We start from the raw sequence: 20,150 nt of genomic DNA, 5'->3' as shown, positions 1-20,150 counted from the left end.
AGGAGGTACCGGCATGACTATCACGATCGGAATCAACGGTTTCGGACGCATTGGCCGCAACGTGTTGCGCGCATTGATCGAAAACGGGCGCGAGGATGTGCGCGTTGTCGCGATCAACGATCTGGCCGAACCTGAAACCAACGCGCATTTGCTGGAATTCGATTCCGTGCATGGCCGTCTGGGCCGCCGCGTCACCGTTAATGGCGACACGATGGATGCCGGCACCGGACCGATCCGCATCACCGCTGAACGCAATCCCGCCGACCTGCCCTGGTCGGATGTGGATATCGTGATGGAATGTACCGGCGTGTTCCGCAGTGTCGACGCGGTGCAACCGCATCTTGAGAACGGCTCCAAGGCGGTTCTGATCTCCGCCCCGGCCAGCGGATCGCCCAAGCCCAAGACCATCGTCTATGGCGTGAACCAAGGCGATCTGACCGCCGATGACCGGGTCGTGTCCAATGCAAGCTGCACCACCAACTGCCTTGCGCCAGTGGCGAAGGTGCTGAACGACTCGTTCGGCATCAAGCGCGGGATGATGACCACCGTACACGCCTATACCGGCGACCAGCCGACCCATGACCGTGCGCATAAAGACCTCAACCGGGCACGTGCGGCGGCGGCGTCGATGATCCCGACCTCCACCGGCGCGGCAGAGGCCGTAGGCCTTGTGCTGCCCGAACTCAAGGGCCGCCTGACGGGTCAGGCCATTCGCGTGCCGACGCTGAACGTGTCCTGCGTCGACATGGTCACGGAATTGGAGCGTGACGTCACCGTAGAAGAGGTGAACGCCGCGCTGATCGCCGCCTCTGAGGGGGCGCTGGCAAATATTCTTGGGGTCGAGGATCGCCCGACAGTATCCATCGACTACAACCACGACCCGCGCTCCAGCATCGTGTCGCTGGATCAGACCAAGATCCTGGAAGGCAACATGCTGCGCACGTTGTCCTGGTATGACAATGAATGGGGCTTCTCCAACCGGATGATCGATACGGCCATCCAGATGGGAAAACTCATCAAAGCATGAAGTTAGCGGGGATGGCTCATCCAGTGGATGAGCTGTTCCCCATCCGCGCGATCAGCTTTTCGTTGACGTCCGACGTCACAAAACGCGACACGTCGCCCCCCAGCCGCGCGATTTCCTTCACCAGCTTGGACGCAATCGCCTGATGCTTGGCCTCTGCCATCAGGAAGACCGTTTCGATGCTGTCATCCAGCACACGGTTCATGCCGACCATTTGGAATTCATATTCGAAATCCGCCACTGCGCGCAGGCCGCGCACGATGATCTGCGCGCCGACATCGCGGGCGCAATCGATCAGAAGGTTTTCGAACGGATGGGCCACGATCTCGGTCCCGGTTTGATCCGACAGCAGCTTGCTCTGCGCCTCGATCATCGCCACGCGCTCATCCAGCGAGAACAGCGGCCCCTTGTCCCGGTTGATCGCCACGCCGATCACCAGCTTGTCCACAAGCAGTGACGCCCGGCGAATAATATCAATATGGCCAAGCGTGATGGGATCGAACGTCCCCGGATATAGACCAACGCGCATGACGTCCTCCCCTCTGGTCATTTCTGCGGGAAATCAACAAATGCGGCGCGGAATTGCAAGCGCGTTCGCTCAATAGCCCATGATCATGCCTTCAAGCGCGTCTTTTTCCATTTTCAGTTCCGCCATCTGCGCCTTGACCGCATCGCCCAGCGTGATGATCCCGACCATCTGGCCCTCTTCCACCACGGGCATGTGGCGGAACCGTTTTTCGGTCATCGTGGCCAGCACCGCTTCGGCACTGGCGTCGAGCTTGCAGGTCACCAGCTTGGTGGTCATGTAGGTGTCCACCGGTTCGGTCAGCACCGCCGCGCCATGGGCGGCCAGTTCACGCACGATGTCGCGCTCTGACAGGATGCCAAGCGCCTTTTGCCCATCTTCCGAAATCACCACGGTCCCGATCTTGCGTTTGGCCAGCACGTCGGCGGCCTCGCGCACAGAAGTGCCCGGCGGCACGGTCACGACGGCATCGTCGGCTTTGGATTTGAGAATTTGGCGGACAAGCATCGAGCGGGCTCCCTTGAATTGGTGGCCGACAGCGATCCCGGTCGTGGCCGGGCTCCGGCCATGTGGTAAGGAGCAGCGTCCTCCACAAGACCGCGACCTGTCAAGCCAAGGCTTCAAGCCGGTTAACTTCGTCGCGCAGCCCCGAAAGCAGCCTGTCGGCGAAACGGTTCAGGCGCGCGATCTTGCGGTCGTCGGAATGGCGGACCAGATAGAAGCTGCGCGTCAGGCTGATCTCGTTGATGAGAACCCGCTTGATCCCGCCAATCACCGGCAGCGCGAAGTCATGGGCGATCCCGATCCCCGCGCCCTGCCGGATCCAGTTGGTCTGCACAGAGACAGAGTTCGACGCCAGCGCAACGCGGTCTTGTTCCAGCGTGCTTTGGTAATCGAGCTGTTTGTCAAAGATCATGTCCGGGATATAGCCGACGACCCTGTGACGGCCCAGATCGGCGCGGGTCAGCAGGGGCGGCGCGTTGTGCAGATAGGTTGGCGCAGCGGCCAGATGCAGTTTGTAGTCGGTGATCTTCTGCACCGTCTGCCGCCCGGTCGAGGGGGCAGAGACCGAAATCGCCATATCCGCTTCGCGGCGGCTGAGGTTGAACACACGCGGCAGGGCGACGATCTGGATGTCGAGATTCGGGTTTTCCCGCCCGATCGCGGCGCAGACCTGCGGCAGCAGGAAGTTGGCCACCCCGTCCGGCGCGCCAATGCGGATTTGCCCGGTCAGCCCCTCTGGTCCGGCGCTCCCTGCCCCGGCCAGTTCGACCCTCTGCACAGCCGCCTCTGCCGCTTCGGCATGGGGCAGCAATTGTTCGCCCGCGTCGGTCAGAACATAGCCCTGCGGCGATTTCACGAAAAGCGCACGGCCCAGAACGGTTTCCAGCCGGGCGATCCGCCGGCTCAGCGTTGCCGGATCAAGCCGCAGCGCCTTGCCGCCGCCCGACAGCGATTGCGTCCGCGCCACGGCGAGGAATAATTTCAGGTCATCCCAATTGGTTGGCATCGCGGGCGCTCCCCTACTTGTCCGTGTTGGGTCTAGCTTTGCATTTCTGCAAGACGAGTTTGAGATTATTCCACTTTATAGAACATTTTCGCAAGTCTAGGGTATGCGCAACAAAGGAGAGGACCAATCCGATGCAAGAACTGACGCATTACCTGAATGGTGAACATGTGAACGGCACATCCGGGCGTTTCGCGGATGTGTTTAATCCCGCCACTGGCGAAGTGCAGGCGCGCGTGCCGCTGGCCTCGACAGAGGAAGTGGCCAAGGCCGTCGAAATCGCCGCCAAGGCGCAACCGGCATGGGCCGCGGTCAACCCGCAACGCCGCGCACGGGTGATGATGAAATACGTGGAACTGCTGAACCGCGATATGGACAAGCTGGCCGAAGCGCTGAGCCGCGAGCATGGCAAGACCGTACCGGATGCCAAAGGCGACGTGCAGCGCGGGTTGGAAGTGGTCGAATACTGCATCGGCGCGCCGCATCTGCTGAAGGGCGAATTCACCGACAGCGCAGGCCCCGGCATCGACATGTATTCCATGCGTCAGCCGCTGGGCGTGACGGCGGGCATCACCCCGTTCAACTTCCCTGCCATGATCCCGATGTGGATGTTCGCGCCCGCCATCGTGTGCGGCAATGCCTTCATCCTCAAACCGTCCGAGCGCGATCCCTCGGTCCCGCTGATGCTGGCGGAACTCATGGAAGAAGCCGGTGCGCCCAAGGGCATCCTGCAGGTCGTAAATGGCGACAAGGAATCCGTGGATGCGCTGCTGGAGCACCCTGTCGTGCAATCCATCGGCTTTGTCGGCTCCACCCCGATCGCGGAATATATCTATGGCAAGGGCTGCTCCAACGGTAAGCGCGTGCAGTGCTTTGGCGGCGCCAAGAACCACATGATCATCATGCCCGACGCGGATATGGATCAGGCGGCGGACGCGCTGGTTGGTGCCGGATACGGCGCGGCGGGCGAACGCTGCATGGCGATTTCCGTTGCGGTGCCGGTCGGCGATGAAACCGCCGATCGCCTGATCGAAAAGCTGGTGCCGCGCATCGAAAAGCTGAAGGTCGGCCCCTATACCGCAGGCGACGACGTGGATTACGGCCCGGTCGTCACATCTGCTGCCAAGGCCAATATCGAACGGCTGGTGCAATCTGGCGTCGATCAGGGCGCGGAGCTGGTCGTCGATGGGCGCGGCTTCAACCTGCAAGGCTATGAGGACGGCTTCTTCGTCGGCCCGCATCTCTTTGACAAGGTCACGCCGGATATGGACATCTACAAGACCGAAATCTTCGGCCCCGTCCTGACCACGGTTCGCGCGCAAACCTATGAAGAGGCGCTTGGCCTCGCGATGGACCACGAATATGGCAACGGCACCGCGATCTTCACCCGTGACGGCGACGCGGCCCGCGACTTCGCCAACCGTGTGAATATCGGCATGGTGGGCATTAACGTGCCGATCCCGGTGCCGCTGGCCTATCACACGTTCGGCGGCTGGAAGAAGTCGGTCTTTGGCGACCTGAACCAGCACGGCCCGGACGCGTTCAAGTTCTATACGCGCACGAAAACCATCACCTCCCGCTGGCCTTCGGGCATCAAGGAAGGTGGCGAGTTCTCGATCCCCGTCATGGAATAAACTTGAGCGGCAACCAAAAAGGCGCGTACGCTTCCCTGTGGGAGTGTGCGCGCTAAGAAACGGATGTGTAATGCCGATCGGCTACCGGATTTTGCCGGAACGTGAACTGGTCTTCGTCAAATATTGGGGAATGACCGACATTTCCGAGAGCTTCGCGTGTTTCAGCGAGTTCTGCGCAGACCCTCTTGCGTTGACGGCGCGAACCCATCTCGTGGACCTGACAGAGATCACGGCCTACCACCTGAACCGGGCGACCGCCACAGCTATGCGGGACGCGAAATTCGACTCGGACATTCAATTGGGGATGCCGCTGCGCGTCTATCTGGCCAAGACGGAACCGTCGCGCAGGCTGCTGACCATGATGGCGGAATTGGGCATTGTCGGAAATCCGGAGAACATGCGGATCGCCCAGACAGAAAGCGATGCGCTGGCGACCGCGGGGCTGAACAGCCTGACATTCGACGATCTGAACCAGCTGATCCCCTGCGGCCCGGCACGGCGCGCGGCGCATGACAGCTTGCTTCGACAATCGGAGCCGGGTAAAAATTAAACACGCGTTCAATTAACGGAAGACCTGTGGGAGGAACTTCATGGATTTCGCACTGAGCGAGGAACAATCGGCCATTTTCGATATGGCCCATGCGTTCGGACAGGACAACATCGCCCCATATGCCCGCCAGTGGGAGGCGGAAGGCACGATCCCCAAGGATTTGTGGCCCAAGATCGGGGAGCTTGGCTTTGGCGGGCTTTATGTCAGCGAGGAGTCCGGCGGCGCGGGGCTGTCGCGGCTGGACGCGACCATGGTGTTCGAAGCGCTCAGCATGGCCTGCCCCTCTGTCGCGGCGTTCCTGTCGATCCACAACATGTGCGCCCGCATGATCGACAGTTTCGGCTCGGACGAGATGAAGGCGCGCGTGTTGCCGGATGTGCTTAGCCTTGAAACCGTGCTGAGCTATTGCCTGACGGAACCGGGCAGCGGCTCTGACGCGTCGGCGCTCAAGACCCGGGCAGACCGCAGCAATGACGGCTATGTGCTGAACGGCACCAAGGCGTTCATCTCGGGCGGTGGCTATTCGGATGCCTATGTCTGCATGGTGCGCACCGGTGCGGACGGCCCCAAGGGGATTTCCACCGTCTATGTGGCGGATGGCACACCGGGTCTGAGCTTTGGCGCTTTGGAAGACAAGATGGGCTGGCGTTCGCAACCCACCGCGCAGGTGCAGTTCGACGATTGCAAAATCCCGGCAGAAAACCTCGTGGGCGAGGAAGGCCAGGGCTTCAAATACGCGATGATGGGGCTGGATGGCGGACGGCTGAACATTGCGGCCTGCTCGCTTGGCGCGGCCCAGACCGCGCTGAACCTGACGCTGGCATATATGGGCGAGCGCAAGGCCTTCGGGCAGACCATCGACCAGTTCCAAGGCCTGCAATTCCGCCTTGCCGATATGGAGATCGAGCTGCAAGCGGCGCGCACCTTCTTGCGCCAAGCCGCGTGGAAGCTGGACAACAAAGCGCCCGACGCCACCAAGTTCTGCGCCATGGCCAAGAAATTCGTGACCGATACGGGATCGAAAGTCGTGGACCAATGTCTGCAACTGCATGGCGGGTATGGCTATCTTGCCGATTACGGGATCGAAAAGCTGGTGCGCGATTTGCGCGTTCACCAGATCCTTGAAGGCACCAACGAAATCATGCGGGTCATCGTCGCGCGCGACATGTTGAAAAACCGATGAGCGATATTTCCATACGGGTTGAAGGCCGCGCGGGCCGTATCACTCTGACGCGCCCGCAAGCGCTGAATGCGATGACCTATGACATGTGTACCGCGATCGAAGCGGCCGTGGACGCATGGCGCACGGATGACGCGGTGGCGCTGGTCCTGATCGACGCGGAGGGCGAACGCGCCTTTTGCGCGGGCGGCGATATTGCCGAACTCTATGATACCGGGACCAAGGGCGATTTCGCCTATGGCCGTACCTTTTGGGCGGACGAATACCGCCTGAACGCCAAGCTGTTCGCCTATCCCAAGCCTGTGGTCAGCTTTCTGCAAGGCTTCACCATGGGTGGCGGTGTGGGGATCGGCTGCCACGGCTCGCATCGGATCGTGGGCGAAAGCAGCCAGATCGCCATGCCCGAATGCGGGATCGGGCTGGTGCCGGATGTGGGTGGCTCTCTCATGCTGGCGCTGGCACCGGGACGGCTGGGCGAATATCTGGGAACAACGGCAGCGCGGATGAACGCAGGCGACGCAATCCATGCAGGCTTTGCCGATCACTTCATTGCCGAAGCGAACTGGGAACTGGTCAAGGCTGCGTTAATCGAAACCGGTTCGGCGGACAGTGCCCTTGAACGCTGGATCACCTCGCCGGAGCCGGGCCCGCTGGCGCAGGCGCAAGGCGAGATCGACAGGCTCTTTGCGGGCGAGGCTCTGGCCGACATCCTGAACGATTTGCGCAATGATCCCAGCGACTTCGCCGCCAGCACCTTGAAAAGCCTCAGCCGCAATAGCCCGCTTTCGATGGCCTGCACGATCGAAACCGTCCACCGCCTGCGCGGCCCGGGGCTGAGCATCGAAAAGGCGCTTGATCTGGAATATCGCTTTACCTTTCGCGCGATGGAGCACGGGGATTTCCTTGAAGGCATCCGCGCACAGATCATCGACAAGGACCGCAATCCGCGCTGGAAATTCGCGGATATGAACGTACCGGCGACAGCGGTGTCCAAGATGCTGCAACCGCTTGGAAAAGACGCATTGACCCTTGAGGGAGGAGACACGCCATGAAGATTGGATTTATCGGTTTGGGGAATATGGGCGCGCCAATGGCGACCAACCTCGCCAAGGCCGGGCACGAGGTCACGGGGTTCGACGTGGCGGGCACCACAGCCGAAGGCGTGGCCCAGGCCGCAACGGCAGAGGCGGCGGTGCAAGGCGCGGATGTGGTCATCACCATGCTGCCCAATGGCGACATCCTGCGTAAGGTTGCGGGCCAGATCATCCCGGCAATGACAGCGGGTGCGACGCTGGTCGATTGCTCCACCGTTGACGTGGAAAGCGCCCGCGCCGTGGCGCAACAGGCAGAGGCAGCAGGGCTCAAATCCGTGGATGCGCCGGTCTCTGGCGGTATTGGCGGCGCGGCAGCGGGTACGCTGACCTTCATGGCGGGCGGCAGTGCCGACGCCTTTGCCGCCGCCGAACCCTTGTTCGAGATCATGGGGCAAAAAGCGGTGCATTGCGGCGCAGCAGGCGCGGGTCAGGCGGCGAAAATCTGCAACAACATGATCCTTGGCGTGACCATGATTGCCACCTGCGAAGCCTTTGCCTTGGCAGACAAACTGGGGCTGGACCGGCAGAAGATGTTCGACGTGGTCAGCACATCTTCGGGCTATAGCTGGACGATGAATGCCTATTGCCCTGCCCCCGGCGTCGGGCCGCAATCGCCTGCCGATAACGGCTATCAGCCGGGCTTCGCGGCAGAATTGATGTTGAAGGATCTGGGGCTGAGCCAGCAGGCGGCAGAAGCCGCTGATGCGGACACGCCGATGGGCCAGCAGGCGCTGGCGCTCTACCGGACATTCGTCGAGGACGAAGACGGGCGCGGGCGCGATTTTTCCGCCATGCTGCCGCGCTTTGAAGGACGGGGCCGGTCTTAATCCAATCGGCGAGAGTTTGACGAAAATTTGTCGAAACCTCGAAGGAAATGTGGCGCGCGTGGCTTGGCACCGTCGCGCGCCAACCCCAAACATCTGATTTTATTAAATTTCTAACCTCCCAGCACAGGTCAGCCCCTTTGACGTTAAACGTGTACTGACACGATAAAGCCCCCTGCCCGGCAGCCTGTCGTCAAAACCGCTTGTCATACTGCCCCGAAGGACGCGCAAAAGCTGCGCCGCAGGAGAGCAGAATGCCCAACGCAACAGAGCTGCCGATCGACGCGACGGCAACCGAATTGGAAATGGCGAACGAGATTTTTGGCGGTGGTGTCATCGTCAATGCGGCGCAGTATTTTGGCGATGCGCAATCCTCGGGCATCTACACCAATGGCGATGCGATTTCCCCCGATGCCACACCGGGCGATAGCGGCGTCATCCTGTCCACCGGCCACGTCGCGGATTTCACCAATTCCGACGGCACGACCAATACCAACACCTCGACCAATACCGGCACGAACACCAACGGGATCGACCGCGATTCCGATTTCGACGCGATTGCCGGGCGCGCGTCCTATGATGCGGCCTTCATGGAGATCGACTTCACCCCCGACGGCGATTTCATCACCATCGATTTCGTCATCGCCTCGGAAGAATATCCCGAATTCATCAGTTCCAACTATCTCGACGTGGTCGGCGTCTGGGTCAACGGTGTCGAGGCGGAAGTCTCCATCGGGGATGGGTCTGCCTCGGTCGGGAATATCAATGGCGCGGAAACCCCGAACCTTTACAACGACAACACCAGCGATGCCTACAACACAGAGATGGACGGTTTCACCATCACGCTGACATTCGTGGCACCGGTCAATAATGGTGTGCCCAATACGCTGAAAATCGGCGTCGCGGATGTTCAGGACAGTGGCTATGACACCAATCTGCTGATCGCGGGCGGCTCTGTTCAATCGACCGTCGTGCTTCAGGATGACGAGATCACCTTCGGCCACAACGACGAAAAGACGCTGGACGTGCTGGCCAATGACAGCTCCTCTGCGGGGACGTTGTCAGTCACGCATATCAATGGCACCCCGGTTTCTGCGGGCGATACCGTTGTCCTGCCGACCGGGCAGGAAATCACGCTGAACCCGGATGGCACGTTCCAGATCCTGGGCGATGACGATGCTGAGACGGTCTATTTCACCTATACGGCCGAGGATACCTCCGGCAATGCCGCAAGCGGTCTGGTGGAGATCGTGCAGGTGCCCTGCTTTACCGCCGGGTGCCGCGTGGACACACCAGACGGCCCCATGCTGGTCGAAGACATTCGTCCGGGCCAGATCGTGCTGACCCGTGACAACGGGCCGATGCCGGTTCGCTGGGCGGGCACCTCCCGCGTCAAGGCCGAGGGCAAGCATCGCCCCGTGCGTATCGCAGCGGGCAGCTTTGGCGCGCAGCGCGACATCACCGTGTCCCCCAATCACCGCATTCTGGTCTGCGATATCTGGGCAGAGCTTCTGTTCGGCGCGCCCGAAGTGCTGGTGAAGGCGAAGGATCTGGTCAATCACCGCACGGTCTGCTGGGCCGATGATCTGGCCGAAGTCACCTATGTGCACCTGCTGCTGGACAGCCACCAGACGCTGTTCTCGGATGGCCTGATCTCCGAAAGCTATCAGCCCGGCCAGCAGACGCTGGACGCCTTCGATGCCGAAACGCAGGCAGAGATTTTCGCGCTGTTCCCGGCGCTTGCAACGGACCCGGACGGTTATGGCGCAGCCAACCGCCCCACCCTGCGGTCGCGCGATGTTGCGCCGTTGCGCGCGGCACTGGCTGGCTGAAACGTGAGTTGACCTTGAGCGGCGCGCAGATCAATCTGGGTGCCCAGCACGGAGGGTCTCACGATGATCACACGCAATGTCGGCAAGATGGACCGGTCCGCCCGGATCGTTCTGGGTCTTGCCCTGTTCGCCGGATACTTTGCCAGCAGCGACAGCAGTTACAGCTGGCTGTACCTGGTGGGCGGCGCGATTGGGCTGATCACGGGGGTTCTGGGGTCTTGCGGCATTTATTCCGCACTTGGGATCACTACCTGCCGCGCCAAATAGCCGAAGATCGGCGCGGGCAAGAGCGTATGGCTCTGCCCGTCTTTTGATCCCGTCTGGCTTAGCCGAAGGTAATCCGGATCAATGTCACGAACATAACCGGGACAGAGAAAAGGACCGGCAGGAAGAATGCCGGATAGCCGAAATAGGCGATCAGCACGCCCCAGGCGGCAAGAACGGTGAAGATCACCGTCAGGATATTTTCGACCGTTTGCGCGTCGCTGGGTTGCTCCGCTGCCTTGGTCTGATTGGTGCCTGTACCGGCTGCGGAATGCATGTCTACGGATGCCATATTCAATACTCCTACGCATATCGCACGAGGGGAACGGGCGGGCAGGACGATCCTGTGCGCGCCCTATTCCGCGGCGACTTTTCGAGGTTGAAGTAGTGGCTTGAGATAGCGGCCGGTATGCGACCTTTCGACCTCCGCCACCTGTTCGGGCGTGCCTTTCGCGACAATTTCGCCGCCGCCATCGCCGCCCTCAGGGCCGATATCGATCAGGTGATCTGCGGTTTTCACCACGTCCAGATTGTGTTCGATCACCACGACCGTGTTGCCCTGATCAACCAATTCATGCAGCACTTCCAACAGCTTGCGCACGTCTTCGAAATGCAGACCCGTGGTGGGTTCATCCAGAATATACAGCGTCCGCCCGGTGGACCGTTTCGACAGTTCCTTCGACAGTTTGACGCGCTGCGCCTCGCCGCCTGACAGCGTCGTCGCCTGCTGGCCGACCTTGATGTAGCCAAGGCCCACCCGCATCAGCGCATCCATCTTTTCGCGGATCGACGGCACTGCCTGAAAGAATGTCTGCGCGTCTTCCACCGTCATATCCAGCACATCGGCAATGGACTTGCCCTTGAACTTGATCTCCAGCGTTTCGCGGTTGTAGCGCGCGCCTTTGCACGTCTCGCATTCCACGTAGACGTCGGGCAGGAAGTGCATCTCGATCTTGATGACCCCGTCGCCCTGACAGGCCTCGCAGCGCCCGCCTTTGACGTTGAAGCTGAAGCGGCCCGGCTTGTAACCGCGCGCCTTGGCTTCGGGCAGACCGGCGAACCAGTCGCGGATCGGCGTGAAGGCCCCGGTATAGGTCGCCGGGTTGGATCGCGGCGTGCGCCCAATGGGGCGCTGGTCAATATCGATCACCTTGTCGAGATGTTCGAGCCCCTTGATGGTCTCGCACGGGGCCGGCGTCTGGCGCGCGCCGTTCAGCCGCATGGAGGCGGTCTTGAACAGCGTCTCGATCGTCAGCGTGGACTTGCCCCCACCCGACACGCCGGTGACGCAGACGAATTTACCCAGCGGGAAATCGGCGCTGACATTCTTGAGGTTGTTGCCCGTGGCATTCTTGACCGTGATCTTCTTCTTGTTGCCCTTGCGGCGCTTGGCCGGGACCGCGATCTCTCGAACACCTTGCAGGTATTGCCCGGTGACGGAATCCTTGTTGGCGGCGATCTGCTGCGGCGTGCCATGGGCCACGACCTGCCCGCCATGCACCCCGGCGCCCGGCCCGATGTCAAAAACGTAATCCGCCTCGCGGATGGCCTCTTCGTCATGTTCCACCACGATCACGGAGTTGCCCTGATCGCGCAGGTTCTTGAGCGTGCCCAGCAGGCGGTCATTGTCGCGCTGGTGCAGGCCGATGGACGGCTCATCCAGCACATAAAGCACGCCAGTCAGGCCCGACCCGATCTGGCTGGCCAGCCGGATGCGTTGGCTCTCCCCGCCGCTGAGCGTCCCGCTGGAACGCGACAGCGTCAGATATTCCAAACCCACATTGTTCAAAAAGCCCAGCCGCTCGCGGATTTCCTTGAGGATCGCGCGGGCGATTTCGTTCTTCTGGTTGGTCAGATGCTCCGGCACCGCCTTGCACCAGTCATAAGCCTCGCGGATCGACATTTCGACCACTTGGCCCACATGCAGACCCGCGATCTTGACCGCCAGGGCCTCCGGGCGCAGACGATAGCCACCGCAAGACCCACAGCGGCGATTGTTCTGATAGCGTTCGAACTCTTCGCGAATCCAGTTGCTGTCGGTCTCGCGGTAGCGGCGTTCCATATTGGGGATCACCCCTTCGAACACGCGGCTGACCTGATAGACCCGCCCGCCCTCGTCATAACGGAACTGGATTTCCTCTTCGCCCGAACCGTACAGGAACACCTGCTGCACAAAGCTTGGCAGGTCTTTCCAGCGGGCGTTCTTGTTGAATTCGTAGTGCTTCGCAATGGCTTCGATGGTTTGCAGGAAATAGGGCGACTTGCCCTTGCGCCAGGGCGCCAGCGCCCCATCGGCCACTTTCAGCGTGGCATCCGGCACCACCAGACGTTCGTCAAAGAACAATTCCACCCCCAGCCCGTCACAATCCGGGCAGGCCCCGAACGGTGCGTTGAACGAGAACAGGCGCGGCTCGATCTCGGGGATGGTGAAGCCACTGACCGGGCAGGCAAATTTCTCGGAAAAGGTCATGCGCTCCGGCTCGCCCTCATCCTCGCGCGGGGCGGTTTCAAAGATGGCGATGCCGTCGGCCAGGTCCAGCGCGGTGCGCAAGCTGTCGGCCAGCCGGGTTTCCATCCCCTCGCGGATCACGATGCGGTCCACCACAACGTCGATATCGTGGCGGAATTTCTTGTCGAGCGTGGGCGGCTCATCCAGTTCATAGAAGCTGCCATCGACTTTCACGCGCTGAAAGCCCTGCTTGCGCAGTTCGACGAATTCCTTTTTGTACTCGCCCTTCCGGTCGCGGATGATCGGGGCCAGAAGATAGCCGCGCGTGCCGTCTTCCATGCCCATCAGCCGGTCCACCATGTCCTGCACCTGCTGCGCCTCGATCGGCAGGCCGGTGGCCGGGCTATAGGGCGTCCCCGCGCGTGCAAAGAGCAGCCGCATATAGTCGTAAATCTCGGTCACGGTCCCCACGGTAGAGCGCGGGTTCTTCGACGTGGTCTTCTGTTCGATGGAGATCGCCGGGCTCAGCCCCGCGATATGATCCACATCCGGCTTTTGCATCATGTCGAGAAACTGGCGCGCATAGGCCGACAGCGATTCCACATAGCGGCGCTGCCCCTCGGCATAGATCGTGTCGAACGCGAGCGAGGATTTCCCCGACCCGGACAGCCCGGTAATGACCACAAGCTGGTCGCGCGGAATATCCACGTCGATCGACTTCAAGTTATGCTCGCGCGCTCCGCGCACTTCGATGAATTTCTGCTCGGCCATGACTGCCCCCGGGGTGTTCGCGTTTAGACATAAGTCAGCCGGGGCGAGTCTCCAACCTGAATTCGGAACATAGGTGGAACAAACTGCGCTTTGTGCGAAAGAATGCCGCTAAATCCGCTGGCCCTGTTCGGTGCGGCGGCGCAGGTGGTCCAAACCGGCGTGAGTCAGCAGGCCAAGAACCGTCACGATCAACGCCGTGCCGATCATCCCACCATAGCCGATCCCGGCCACCGCCGCGGCCAGAACCGGCGTTCCGACCGTGTTGCCGATATTGCCCATCTGCGCCATCGCGCCATTGGCGCGCGCCTGATCCGCGGCGGAGTTGTTGAGCTGCGGCACGCAGGCAAAGCTGGCCCCCTGCACCAGCCCGAAGGCCACCGCCAGCGCAAGGCTGGGCGCGATCCCACCCGGCGCGACAAGCAGCCATCCCAGCGCCAGCGCCACCAGCGCAAACCCCGCCAGCACAACGCGGACAGCCGGATATCGGCCCAGCAGGTAAACGCCGACCGTCATTGACGTCACGATGGACACCAGCGGGATCGCCCCGACCAGGGCCGCGCGGTAGGACGGGTCGATGAAGGGAGGGATCAGCGTCAGCAACGCCAAGTAGCAGAAGGTATAGAACAGCCAGCCAAAGCCCGGCGCGGCAACAAAGGGCGACCGATAGGTCTGCATGTGCAGCGCGGGCAGATCGGACAGTGACAGCGCCTGCGACGGCCGCGCGGTGTTCAACGCGGGCAGCCGGATCTGCACCAACAGCGCCGCCCCGGCCATCCAAACCCCATGCGCGACGAACAGCGACGGCAGGCCCAGCCGCGCCACCATCGGCAGGCCAAGCCAGACCAGCGCCGTATAGGACACGCCGAAAAACGTGCTCCATAAGCTGAGCGTCAGCCCGCGATGCCGCGGCGCGGACAATTGCGCGATCAGCGTCGGGGCGGCGACGACGATGGCCAGATGCGACAGCCCCTCTGCCAGACGCAGGGCCAGCATGACCGGCAACGGCGGCAGGAGAGCCTCTAGCAGCGACAGGGCCGCACCGAACCACAGCGCCCACAGAAGCGACCGACGATAGCCGAAGCGCGCGACCAGATGCCCGGCCAGAACGCCCAGAACGATGCCGGTAAACCCCACGATGGACACGATAAAGGCCAGCGCCGCGCCCGCTTGTGGGTAATGGTCCGGCAGCAGGAAATAGATGACGCTGACCTTGCCATATTGCGCCGCCGCGCCAAGCCCGGCAGCCCAAAGAAGCAGGATCAATCCGAAGGGAGTCGCAGGCCGCTGGGTCATGCCCCGTCTATGCGCCGCCGCGCCGCCCTTGGCAATCGCTTGGGCTCAGCCCGCGCCTTGATGCACGATGACGCCAGTGGGCCAGCCATTCTGGCCGATGATCTCCACATAGACAAAGACAGAGCCATAGCGCGCCAACTGGTTGGGCAAGGCCGCATCGCCGCTGGCCATATAGCATATACTGGGAATGCGGGCCCGCGCCTCGCGGCTGGTAAAGATCGGGTCGAACTGATCCGAAGGATGACGCCGCCCGAAGCGATGGAAATTCGCCCGGTCCTGCTGCAACACGGCGCAGAAATCACCCAAGGGCTGACCGCGTGAATTGTAAAGGTCGTGATCGGCCAGCATCGCGTAATAGGTCGCCAGAACCTGCTGTGCGGCTGCGGGCGTTGGCCCCATGAACAGCGCGCCACACAGCGCCGCCCCTGCAATCAAGACGTGCTTCATCGAAAAATCCTTTCGCAAGAAAATACCTGCGAAAGGATAGCAGTTTCGGCTGAGACTCAGAAGTGGATGACGCGCCCGTAAGCGTCCAAAACGCTTTCGTGCATCATTTCCGACAGCGTGGGATGCGGGAAGACGGTGTTCATCAGGTCTTCTTCCGTGGTCTCCAACTGGCGGCCCACCACATAGCCCTGAATCAGTTCGGTCACTTCCGCCCCGACCATATGCGCGCCCAGAAGCTCGCCGGTCTTGGCGTCGAACACGGTTTTGATCATGCCCTCCGGTTCCCCAAGCGCGATGGCCTTGCCGTTGCCGATGAAGGGGAAGCGGCCAACCTTGATGTCATAGCCAAGCTCTTTCGCCTTCGCCTCGGTATAGCCGACAGAGGCGACCTGCGGATGGCAATAGGTGCAGCCCGCGATGCTTTCGGGTTTCACCGGATGGGCGTGTTTGCCCGCGATCAGATCGGCCACCATGACGCCCTCGTGGGAGGCCTTGTGCGCCAGCCACGGTGCGCCCGCGATATCGCCAATGGCATACAGCCCCCCGACCCCGGTCCGGCAGAATTCATCGGTGATGACATGGGTGCGGTCGATCTTGACGCCCAATGCCTCCAGCCCGAGGTTCTCGACATTGCCGACGATGCCCACGGCGGAGATCACCGTGTCGAAATCATGCGTCTCAACCTTGCCGCCCACCTCGATATGCGCAGTGACTTTGCCTTTCGCGCGGTCCAGTTTCTTGACCGTCGCCTTTTGCATGATCTTCATGCCCTGCTTTTCGAACTGCTTCTTGGCGAATTTCGAGATTTCCTCATCTTCGACCGGCAGCACGCGGTCCATCACCTCGACCACGGTCGTGTCGGTGCCCAGCGTGTTGTAAAAGCTTGCAAATTCGATACCGATCGCGCCCGACCCAATGACCAGCAGCTTTTTGGGCATACGCGGGGGTTTGAGCGCATGGCGGTAGGTCCAGACCAGATCACCATCGGCTTCGAGCCCCGGCAATTCACGTGCCCGCGCCCCGGTGGCAAGGATGATGTTCTTGGCGGTCAGCTCCTCGGTGCCCTTGTCCGTCTTGACGGACACCTTGCCCTTGGCCGGGATCGTCGCCTCGCCCATGATCACGGTGACTTTGTTCTTCTTGAGAAGATGGCCCACGCCGCCGGACAGCTGTTTGGCCACGCCGCGCGACCGGTCGACAACCGCGTCCAGATCGTAATCGACCTTCTCCGCTTTCAGGCCGAATTCCTTGGCCCGGTGCATCAGGTGGAACACTTCCGACGAGCGCAGCATCGCCTTGGTCGGGATGCAGCCCCAGTTCAGACAGATACCGCCCAGGTTCTCACGTTCGACCACGCAGACCTTGGCGCCATTCTGCGCCGCGCGGATCGCCGCGACATAGCCGCCGGGGCCCGCCCCGATCACGATGATGTCGAAAGATTGGGCCGCCATGATGAAGTCCTCCCGAGGGCAATCCGAAAACTAGTTTAGTGTTAAACTAGTTTTCAGCCTTCCACAACGGAAACGGACGGTGTCATAACAGCCTTGCGACAGGCGCAAACCCGGTGCGCGGGCGCGGCTTAGCTGGCCTGTTTCGCTTGCAGCATTCGCACCGTTTCACCATAGCCACCGCCCGACAGATACGCGGTCTCTGCCCCGGTGGTGCTGCGCGACAGCGCCTCATTGCGATAGGGGAAACGGCCAAACAGGCGGATCACCTCGCGATGGGCCTTGGCATGCAACAGGTTGCTGGCAGCCTCCGGCAGACGTTCGCACATCAGGCGCACGCAGCGTTCCTGATCGCACAGGTTTTCCGAATGCATCAGCGGCAGGTAGAAGAATTGACGCGCCGGTCCGTCGATCTTGAAATCCCACCCCTTGTCCACGGCCGATTTGGCAGCGGCAAGCGCCATCCGGTCGGAGGCGAAGGCAAGCGGCGAGCCGCGGAACATGTTGCGCGAAAACTGATCTGTCAGGATGATATAGGCCAGCGTGCCGGAAGGATATGTCAGCCAAAGCGAGAACTTGCCCGCCATCGCCTGTTCCCATGCTTCCTGAAACCGCGACTTGATTTCCGCATCCAGCGCATCATCCGTCGCATACCAACCCTCTGGGCCAGTGTCGTCCAACCAGAACTTCAAAACGTCTTCCGGGCCGATCATGATCCCACTCCTTTGATCGTCACACAATTACCGAACTATATTCGTATCGTTACAATGCTTTACCCGTGAGGAAAGTCACGATTCTTTTCATCTGGTCATAAACATACTGTTTCGTGTGTGCCTCAGGGTGTTTCCTCACGCGCTTCGTCGTTGGCATATTCCTGCGCAAGCTCCACCGCGACGGTGCCGGAGGCCGGGGTCATGGCCACATAGGCGCCGGTATCCTCGACCGCGATGGTGGCCCGCTGCGTCATCCGGTAGAGCGCATAGATCGTCAGCGCCACGAACAGCAGAAGCGTGAAGAAGAAGAACCCTTCGGGCCCGATGATCGCCATTGCCTGACCTGTGATGATCGGGCCAAAGATCGCGCCCAGCCCGTTAAGGAAGATCAGCGCGCCGGACGCGCCTGCCATGTCGTCATGGTCCAGAAAGTCGTTCGTATGTGCGATCAGCAGGGAATACAGCGGGTTGGACGCGCCGCCCATCATGAAGGCCGCGACCAGCAGCAGGGTGAAGTTTTCGCCAAAGAGCGCGCCGATGACACAGGCAACCGCGCCAAGCCCGGACACGAAGACAACCAGTTGACGGCGATCCATCCGGTCCGACGCCCAGCCGATGGGATATTGCGTGACAAGCGCGCCTACGAAGAACATCGACACGAAGGTCGAGATTTGCACGATGCTCAGATCGGCCTGGGTGCCATAGATCGCAGACATGCCGAATTGCGCGGCAAAGACACCGCCCAGAAGGAACATGCCCACGGCCCCCAGCGGTGACGCGGTCAACAGATCCTTCAGCTTCATCTGCTTGGTGGTGCCAAAGGCCGGCGTCGGCGAGATCGACAGCAGGATCGGCGTCACCGCGATAGAGACGAGGATCGACGGGATGACGAACAGCACATAGCCGGAAGGATCGGCGGCCAGCAGCAGGACTTGCGCCGCGATGATGCCCAGCGTCTGCACGATCATATAGGCCGACAGCGCTTGGCCGCGCGTTTCATTCGTGGCCGCGTTGTTCAGCCAACTTTCCGAGGTCACGTAAACCGCGGAAAAGCAGAACCCGATCAGCACCCGCCCCACGGTCCAGACCCACGGGTCCGGCGCGGCGGGGTACAGGATGATCACCGCCGAAATCAGCGAGGCCAGCGCAGCAAAGACGCGCACATGCCCGACACGCCGGATCAGTCCGGGCGCAAGACGGCTGCCCCCCAGAAAGCCCGCGAAATAGGCCGCGATGATGATCGACATTTCGGTGGTGGTGAAGGCTTCGATTTCGCCCCGGATACCCAGCAAGGTGCCCTGCATCCCGTTGCCGATCTGAAGCAGACCGATCCCGAGCAACAAGGCCCATGCACTTTTTACGACTTGGTTCATCGGACCGTCCTGCTCGTTTTGCGAGTTACCCTCGGTTATCGACAGGTCTACGCGGATTCGGGCCTGCTTGCGACAAAAGCCTGCCGTTTTCAGCCTGTCTTTTCCGGCGCGCTGTGAAATTCGGCGCGGCGCGGGGGCGTTCTTTGCCCTACGGCCGGCCTACGGGGCGATCAAGGTCACGCCCGGCATGGCGGCGATGGTCTGCAAATCGTCGCGGTATTGCGCGTCAAGCTCTGCCGCCTCTTCCGGGGTCAGCAGGCTGGGGGGCGGGTTGCTTTCGCTGCGCGGGAACTCTTCGGCGATCGCCTCGATCTCGTCCCGGGTCCACCGGTCCGGCTTGTCACGGCACAGCGCCGCGATGCCCTCTACGGCGCGGGCCGACAATCCGGGGCGGACGACCTCTTGCAGCTTGGCGGGGATGCGCACGCGCTTTTGTTTGACATCCAGCACGCGCGCCACCAGTTGCGGGGCCACCTGCGGGTAATCCTCTTGCCGCCAGACGGTGATCGGCACACCCGGCAGCGTGTCGGAAAGCCGCTGGATGAATGCGGCCCATGACAGCGCCGCCGCGTCGATCCCACGCCGGTATTCTGCGAAATCCTGATAGCCGTGAAAGCGGATCGTTTCGCAGTAATTCGATGCCAGAAACGTCACCGGATTGCGGATCGCGATATAGATTTCCTGATCGACGCCGGACAACATCCGCGAGACGATCACCATCCGCCGTTCCGCATGGGGATAGATCAGCGGCCTGCCGAACATGCGCGCCAGCCACGCACGCAGCCAGCGCCGGGAGCCTAGCCACGAAACCCCGTCGAACCGGTGCCCCAGCAGGTTCTGGCTGGTGCCGATCAGGTTCTCGTCCGACAGGAACAGCGTCTGCGCTGTACCCGCCATCCGCGCTCCGACCCCGCCGGGCATGTCTTGCCGGTGCCCGGACCCGGAGAACACGCGCCGCATCTGGCGGATCTGGCGCGTCAGGTTGCGCCGGATGTCCTCCTTCTTGGCCACATGCACGTCGCCCGGCGTGAGCCGCGCGGCATTGGCCCGCATCAACCGATGGAAATGGGTCGAGGCGGTCTTATGCGCCCCGATATGCAGTATGATGCGGTTCAATTCATTACCTTCGGACACGCTGACATCCCTGTACGGCCTGGAACGGATTACCCGCCAATTCATGTTCTATTGCGCGGCGCTGTGCAACGCGACCTTTGCGATGGG

At 61.5% G+C, this 20,150-nt stretch carries 19 protein-coding genes; 8 read left to right on the top strand and 11 right to left on the bottom strand.

Going from position 1 to position 20,150, the window contains the following annotated elements; translation table 11 throughout:
• Window positions 1–13 precede the first annotated feature (13 nt).
• Window positions 14–1,027 carry a type I glyceraldehyde-3-phosphate dehydrogenase gene (gene gap, locus E4Z66_RS01925; protein WP_136461246.1) on the top strand — a complete coding sequence of 338 codons (1,014 nt, stop codon included), beginning with the start codon at window positions 14–16 and terminating at the stop codon, window positions 1,025–1,027.
• A gap of 16 nt (window positions 1,028–1,043) precedes the next feature.
• Here the strand turns inward: gap and coaD are convergent, their stop codons facing one another.
• The 3 genes from coaD to E4Z66_RS01910 all read right to left on the bottom strand — a co-directional run bounded on the left by coaD (window position 1,044) and on the right by E4Z66_RS01910 (window position 3,060).
• The gene (gene coaD / locus E4Z66_RS01920) at window positions 1,044–1,553 is read right to left on the bottom strand and encodes a pantetheine-phosphate adenylyltransferase (RefSeq protein WP_136461245.1); all 510 of its coding nucleotides are present in this window, start codon (window positions 1,551–1,553) and stop codon (window positions 1,044–1,046) included.
• A gap of 69 nt (window positions 1,554–1,622) precedes the next feature.
• Entirely contained in the window at window positions 1,623–2,057 is a 435-nt protein-coding gene (locus tag E4Z66_RS01915; RefSeq protein WP_136461244.1) for a CBS domain-containing protein, read from the bottom strand.
• Between the two features lie 100 nt (window positions 2,058–2,157).
• Window positions 2,158–3,060, bottom strand: a complete 903-nt coding sequence (locus E4Z66_RS01910; RefSeq protein WP_136461243.1) for a LysR family transcriptional regulator — start codon at window positions 3,058–3,060, stop codon at window positions 2,158–2,160.
• A gap of 131 nt (window positions 3,061–3,191) precedes the next feature.
• On the opposite strand from E4Z66_RS01910, the gene E4Z66_RS01905 reads away from it, so the two are divergent.
• The 7 genes from E4Z66_RS01905 to E4Z66_RS01875 all read left to right on the top strand — a co-directional run bounded on the left by E4Z66_RS01905 (window position 3,192) and on the right by E4Z66_RS01875 (window position 10,438).
• Window positions 3,192–4,691: a CoA-acylating methylmalonate-semialdehyde dehydrogenase gene (locus E4Z66_RS01905; protein ID WP_136461242.1), complete on the top strand. Its 1,500-nt coding sequence runs from the start codon at window positions 3,192–3,194 to the stop codon at window positions 4,689–4,691.
• Window positions 4,692–4,761: 70 nt separating this feature from the next.
• Complete coding sequence (locus tag E4Z66_RS01900) at window positions 4,762–5,241, top strand: hypothetical protein (protein WP_136461241.1); 480 nt, start codon at window positions 4,762–4,764, stop codon at window positions 5,239–5,241.
• A 40-nt stretch (window positions 5,242–5,281) separates the two neighbouring features.
• Window positions 5,282–6,424: an acyl-CoA dehydrogenase family protein gene (locus E4Z66_RS01895; RefSeq protein WP_136461240.1), complete on the top strand. Its 1,143-nt coding sequence runs from the start codon at window positions 5,282–5,284 to the stop codon at window positions 6,422–6,424.
• On the top strand, window positions 6,421–7,473 hold the full coding sequence (locus tag E4Z66_RS01890; protein ID WP_136461239.1) for an enoyl-CoA hydratase/isomerase family protein: 1,053 nt from the start codon (window positions 6,421–6,423) through the stop codon (window positions 7,471–7,473). Before E4Z66_RS01895 ends, E4Z66_RS01890 begins: the two co-directional genes overlap by 4 nt.
• Window positions 7,470–8,342, top strand: coding sequence for a 3-hydroxyisobutyrate dehydrogenase (gene mmsB / locus E4Z66_RS01885; RefSeq protein ID WP_136461238.1), 873 nt, complete (start codon window positions 7,470–7,472; stop codon window positions 8,340–8,342). Before E4Z66_RS01890 ends, mmsB begins: the two co-directional genes overlap by 4 nt.
• A 251-nt stretch (window positions 8,343–8,593) precedes the next feature.
• On the top strand, window positions 8,594–10,171 hold the full coding sequence (locus E4Z66_RS01880; protein WP_136461237.1) for a Hint domain-containing protein: 1,578 nt from the start codon (window positions 8,594–8,596) through the stop codon (window positions 10,169–10,171).
• Window positions 10,172–10,234: 63 nt separating this feature from the next.
• Entirely contained in the window at window positions 10,235–10,438 is a 204-nt protein-coding gene (locus E4Z66_RS01875; protein WP_136461236.1) for a YgaP family membrane protein, read from the top strand.
• A 58-nt stretch (window positions 10,439–10,496) separates the two neighbouring features.
• Here the strand turns inward: E4Z66_RS01875 and E4Z66_RS01870 are convergent, their stop codons facing one another.
• From E4Z66_RS01870 to E4Z66_RS01835, 8 genes are all read right to left on the bottom strand, one after another.
• The gene (locus E4Z66_RS01870) at window positions 10,497–10,727 is read right to left on the bottom strand and encodes a hypothetical protein (RefSeq protein WP_136461235.1); all 231 of its coding nucleotides are present in this window, start codon (window positions 10,725–10,727) and stop codon (window positions 10,497–10,499) included.
• Window positions 10,728–10,790: 63 nt separating this feature from the next.
• Complete coding sequence (gene uvrA / locus E4Z66_RS01865; protein WP_136461234.1) at window positions 10,791–13,655, bottom strand: excinuclease ABC subunit UvrA; 2,865 nt, start codon at window positions 13,653–13,655, stop codon at window positions 10,791–10,793.
• A gap of 108 nt (window positions 13,656–13,763) precedes the next feature.
• Window positions 13,764–14,948 carry an MFS transporter gene (locus tag E4Z66_RS01860; protein WP_136461233.1) on the bottom strand — a complete coding sequence of 395 codons (1,185 nt, stop codon included), beginning with the start codon at window positions 14,946–14,948 and terminating at the stop codon, window positions 13,764–13,766.
• A 45-nt stretch (window positions 14,949–14,993) separates the two neighbouring features.
• Window positions 14,994–15,395 (bottom strand): hypothetical protein, encoded by a 402-nt coding sequence (locus E4Z66_RS01855; RefSeq protein ID WP_246035841.1) that lies wholly within the window; start codon window positions 15,393–15,395, stop codon window positions 14,994–14,996.
• A 56-nt stretch (window positions 15,396–15,451) separates the two neighbouring features.
• A complete protein-coding gene (gene lpdA / locus E4Z66_RS01850) occupies window positions 15,452–16,846 on the bottom strand; it encodes a dihydrolipoyl dehydrogenase (RefSeq protein WP_136461232.1) in 1,395 nt (464 codons plus the stop codon).
• 128 nt (window positions 16,847–16,974) lie between these two features.
• Window positions 16,975–17,556, bottom strand: coding sequence for a DUF924 family protein (locus E4Z66_RS01845; protein WP_136461231.1), 582 nt, complete (start codon window positions 17,554–17,556; stop codon window positions 16,975–16,977).
• A gap of 122 nt (window positions 17,557–17,678) precedes the next feature.
• The gene (locus E4Z66_RS01840) at window positions 17,679–18,929 is read right to left on the bottom strand and encodes an MFS transporter (RefSeq protein WP_136461230.1); all 1,251 of its coding nucleotides are present in this window, start codon (window positions 18,927–18,929) and stop codon (window positions 17,679–17,681) included.
• A gap of 159 nt (window positions 18,930–19,088) precedes the next feature.
• Window positions 19,089–20,063 (bottom strand): hypothetical protein, encoded by a 975-nt coding sequence (locus E4Z66_RS01835; protein ID WP_136461229.1) that lies wholly within the window; start codon window positions 20,061–20,063, stop codon window positions 19,089–19,091.
• Between the last annotated feature and the right edge of the window lie 87 nt (window positions 20,064–20,150).

The sequence above is a fragment of the Aliishimia ponticola genome (genome assembly GCF_004803475.1).
Classification (GTDB): domain Bacteria; phylum Pseudomonadota; class Alphaproteobacteria; order Rhodobacterales; family Rhodobacteraceae; genus Aliishimia; species Aliishimia ponticola.
The sequence above is the reverse complement of the archived record's forward strand: the minus strand, read 5'-3'. Positions and strand labels throughout refer to the sequence as shown.